Annotated in this window: 3 protein-coding genes; all 3 read right to left on the bottom strand. The window is 39.8% G+C overall.

The genetic code is table 11. The annotated features are described in order from the left end of the window. A partial coding sequence (locus LC574_RS26485; protein WP_229456548.1) for a filamentous hemagglutinin N-terminal domain-containing protein occupies positions 1 to 2,148 on the bottom strand: 2,148 nt, incomplete at its 3' end. A 20-nt stretch (positions 2,149 to 2,168) separates the two neighbouring features. Beyond that, positions 2,169 to 2,900, bottom strand: coding sequence for a DUF928 domain-containing protein (locus tag LC574_RS26480; protein WP_229456546.1), 732 nt, complete (start codon positions 2,898 to 2,900; stop codon positions 2,169 to 2,171). Positions 2,901 to 3,065: 165 nt separating this feature from the next. Then, positions 3,066 to 4,963 (bottom strand): CHASE2 domain-containing protein (locus LC574_RS26475; protein WP_267871685.1); only part of this gene is annotated, 1,898 nt, incomplete at its 5' end.

The following is a 4,963-nucleotide window of genomic DNA, read 5'->3' as shown; positions in this document are numbered from 1 at the left end:
ATCTAATAATAAGTCTCTAGCTTGAATATTGATAGTGCCAGCATTGCCTCTGGCTTTATCAATAACAGTAGAACTAATTTGAGTGAAACCAATCTTATTAGTATCGCTGAGAGAAATTTTTTCTGCTGCTTGAATAAAAATATTACCTCCATCACCCAGCCCAAAGGTATCAGCACTTATTTTACCTTTGTTGTTTAAGAATAATTCTCTGGTATTGATGCGGATATCTCCACCTTTACCTACACCATCCAAACTAACGTCACTACTAATACGGCTGGGTAACTTTACTTCTCCGAATTGTTGAGTAGAAATCTTCCCAAAACCTTCTATATTAATAGTTTCACGAGCATTAATAGTGATATTACCTGCGTTACCTATTCCATTTGTACCTGTATCAATATTTGCACCATTTGTCAGCGACATCAAGCCAGTTGTGATTTCTATATTTCCACCATTACCGACACCTCCAGTTATCACATCACTTTTGATACCAGCAATCGAATAGCCAACTATCCCATCTAGCTGAATTGTGTCGCGGGCATTAACAAATATATTACCTGCATCACCTTTACCGGAAACTCTAGTAGATATTTGTGAACCACCCAATAATGAGAGGGTTCCAGTATTAACCCAGATATTTCCACCTTTACCCACACCATCTGTAAACACTTGGCTGTCAATAGAACTATCACTATCAAAAGCAATATCATTAGCATCAATCGTAATATTTCCCGCATCGCCTTTACCATTGATACTGCTACTAATAAATGCCCCATTGGTTGATTGGAGAGAATCTGTTTTTATCTGAATATCTCCAGCATTTCCTTCTCCAGGGCTAATGGCAAAAAGTAGTGCACCTCCACTAATAGCCAAACTTCTAGCTTCGACACTCAAATTTCCAGCATTTCCACTACTGCTAGTACTTGTTCCTGTATAAAAGCCACTTCTAAATATACCCCTGCCAAACAATTCTACAGAGTCAGAAGCTTTGACATTCAAATTTCCTCCATTACCGGAAGATACAATATAAGTTGAAATAGAAGCTCCATCTGTAGCGATTAATTTTCCTGTATTAACGTTTAACTCTCCAGAGGAACCAGCACCTTGAGACTCTGTATATAAGCTGCTGGCATAATTTTTGTCTGCTGATTCTCCAATCAGTTCTATTGACTCGGTAGCGTTGACATTAAACTCTCCCCCAGGTTTTGAACCAGTGGTGATAGATAAAAACGATGAACCATCACGCACTGATAGTTTCCCTGCTTGTACTTGAATAGAACCTCCACCCTCTCCACTGACATCAACTGAGGCTTTTTGAGATAGCTGGATATTTCCAAAAGCATTTACACCTAAATATCCCAAAAATAAACCTGAATCATTTTGCGTCAAGCTAACTAAACCAGGTGATACGATGCTTCCTAATTCAATTTGTCCAGACTCAGCCCTCAGATTTCCACCTTCTAAATTTATATCACCGCCAACAAGTGCAAGGGTTTTCCCTGGTTGTACTTGCAATCCGGGAACATCAGTTCTAATGGTTCCAGCAGTTGATGGATTGTACGTTAAATTATGACCCGATCCTTGTACTGTGATTTTTCCAGGATTCACCCCGAATTGTAAGCCCAGAGGAACGCTGATAGTTAGCAAAGATGTGTTTTGAGGGGTAGTTGCACTAAACTCTCTACCATCAGCGAATTTTATACTACTTGCCGTTGTCCCCAAAAAAGAACCTTGCAAATCTAAACTCGCATTTTTCCCAAACACAATCCCATTGGGATTTAGCAAAAACAAATTTGCATTACCCAATACCCCCAAAGTCCCAAAAATATTCGATGAGTTACCACCAGTAACGCGAGAAAAAATATTTGTTATCCCCTCTGGATTAGCGAAATAAACGCCTCGACCAACACCTACGTTAAAATCTTGAAAACTGTGAAATAGGTTAGTGCCACGAGCCGCACCGCTCTCGATGCGGTCATTATTTTGATTAATAGGAACGACTTGCGATCGCTCTATCCCAAGGGTATTATCGGGAGTTAACTGAGCAAAAGTAGGGTGAATAGAAACTGCGATACCTACGGTAAGCTCCGCTAACGCTCCCACGCACCCTAGCAATCCTGCTACACCAAACCGCAAAATTTCCACCATTTCTATTCTCCCTACTTCCTCTATATTCTTTGGCTTATAATTCTCTGGATATCTTCGATGCGTTGTTTGATGATTTTGAGATCAACTTCGCTTCCTGTGGGAATTTCAGACTGTGCGAGTTCTTGAACTAAAGTTGCTCCAGTTTCACCCAATTTACCATTACTGGTTGCTTTCAATGCTTCTTCAAATGCTTCATACCACAGTTCATTTTCAGCATAATAATTTATGCTTTCTGGGATACTAGCAAATCGTTTCTTTGTTAGTGATTGAGGATTGATGACGGTAAATTCTGCATTGCTAACAATTGGACGCGCTTCGCAGTCAATTGCAATTTGCCAGAAATATGTTTTACCTACAGTTAGTTCAGGATAATCGGCGGGAAGTTTTAATTTATTGATCCCGACTGTTGTTGGTATTTCTTTAACTTTGCCGATTTGTTTAACGGTTTTCGGTGAATCGAATTCAAAGAGTCGAAATCGCACGGTTTGGGAACTTGACATATACCAAGCAAGCATTGGACGTGTGGAAGCAGTTTTACCGATAAATGTCACAGGTGCAAGTTGCGTCAAAGGAATACCGCTACTCGAACATCCACGCGAACCACCCGCACTGGAATATCCACTGGCAGGTTTGCGATCGCGTGGTTTAAACTCAGCATAGGCGGGGATTGCGCTAATTAAAAAAACCACTCCCACAACTAAACTTGTAAGTCTGCGGCTGTTTTGCCAAAATCCAAAATATTGATGATTCATGGTAAATGCTGATAATTCTATGGTTATGTGAAACTTGTGAAGAAGAACACAGAATTCAGAATTCAGAATTCAGAACAAGAAAGTGGAGACTTAAACCCGTTTATTTATCCGCCAGTCACACAGAATTAAATTCTGAATTCTGGCTCCTGACTCCTGAATTCTTTCTTAAAATTCCTTCGTAGGTTTCCAACTAAGTTCGCATATTGTTCCGCGAGGGGAAAGCGATTCCCGTCGAAACTCTCCTCCTAATTGTTTTGCGAGTAGTTTAGAATGTTTTGTACCTTTATTCTCGAGCTTTGATTGAATCCCAGAACCGTTATCTTTGACGCACAACTTGTATTGACTTTCACCATAAACACCCGTTGCTTGAACACGCTTTACTCCTTGGGCATGTTTGCCAACATTACACAAAGCTTCTTCCAGAAAGAGACAAATTTTACGTTTGTGTTCCCTACTTAAATACTTATCATCAATCGGATCAAAATTGCGAATTTTTACTTTTAATGTTTTAAAATATTCAAAATCGTTACGAGCTAATGTACTTGAATAAACTTCATATAACAAATCATGAAGCGGTCGGTTCAATTCGAGGATCAATCCGCTTCCTAAACGCAAACTCTCTTCTGGGGTTAATGTTTCGAGTTTGAGAAATTCGCCAATTTCCCGAATTTCTTGATCGAGTTTTTCAAATTGTCCAAGCAGTTGTTCATAGGGTAAATCTTTAGCACGCATGTGCTTTAATCCATAGGCGAGGGTTTGTAGGGGACCATTATGAATTACGGTAAAAGTGTGCTGAATTGTATTTTGACGTTCGTTAATTTGCGATCGCAAGAATTTATCGTGCTGGTAAAATGCAAAAGCACTCAAGCCAACCCCGTTCACAGCTAATATGATCAAACTGGGTGCTACAGGAATCCATACACCCCACAACCACAGCATCACATACCCGTAGCTAAACAGACAAACGGACGCTACACCAACACTAAATAGATTTTTCCAGACAGATTGGGTAAGCCGTCCGATAATAATCGGCAGAAAACCCCAAATAACTATCCATGTGTATTCTCCCATATCTCCCCAACTGTGCAACATTGGGCGACCATCGATTACAGTACTGAGAATTTGACTGATGACGTGAGCATGATAGTCAACACCGTAAATTTGACCCTTTAATTCTAATGTTGGCAAAGCAGATGTATAAAAAATATCACCGCCGCTGAGATTTCGGTTGCCAATTAATACAATGCGATCGCGCAACAATTTTGCATAAACGTTCTCATTTTTCTGATTGAGAATATCGCGCAGTGATAGAACATGAAAAGGCTGATAATTGTTGCGGAAATTTATCAAAATTGACAATCCTCCATCCCCATGATTAATGCCCACATATCCACCAAAATTATCGGTGATTCGAGGCAATTCAGTCCCCTGAATCATTATTGTATTCGGGTCATTTTTCCCTGTTTCCAACTCAATTTCTTTTGTTTTAAAGTACTTAGTAACTAACTGTAGCGCTAGAGAATATTTATCTTCTTTGTTATTATTTGGGTTCGTTGTATATAATAAATAGCGTCGATTTTTACTATCTGCATCATTAAATAAATCAACAAATCCAATTTGTTTAGGTGGCAAACTTCGGGGTGGAGAAATCTGTCCTGGTGGTAAGATTTTTTCAATACTAATAATATTAGTATTTTCCCACCATACCTTAGCGAGTTGTTCGCCACCAGGTTCAACGGGAACATTTTTGAATATATCCAGCCCAATTGCTAACGGTTTATAGGTTTCCAGCTTGGTGAGTAACTCTGCAATCTTCCCATCTGGAACCGGATATTGCTTAACCCATTCAATATCTTTTTCGTCGATCCCCACAATTACTACACGTTCATCGAGTTTTTCTGCGGGACGCAGACGTAACATGGTATCGAGGAACATCCATTCCAAAGATTGCATTCCTCCAACCATACGTATCAAGATCACCAACACCAACACTAGTATTCCCGGACGTGCAGCAAGAGACCATAACCCAATTTCTTGGTAAATGCGATTCCAGATTCTCCTTC

Source organism: Nostoc sp. CHAB 5715, from assembly GCF_020829685.1.
GTDB lineage: Bacteria > Cyanobacteriota > Cyanobacteriia > Cyanobacteriales > Nostocaceae > Nostoc.
This window is presented reverse-complemented; position numbering and strand designations above follow the sequence as displayed.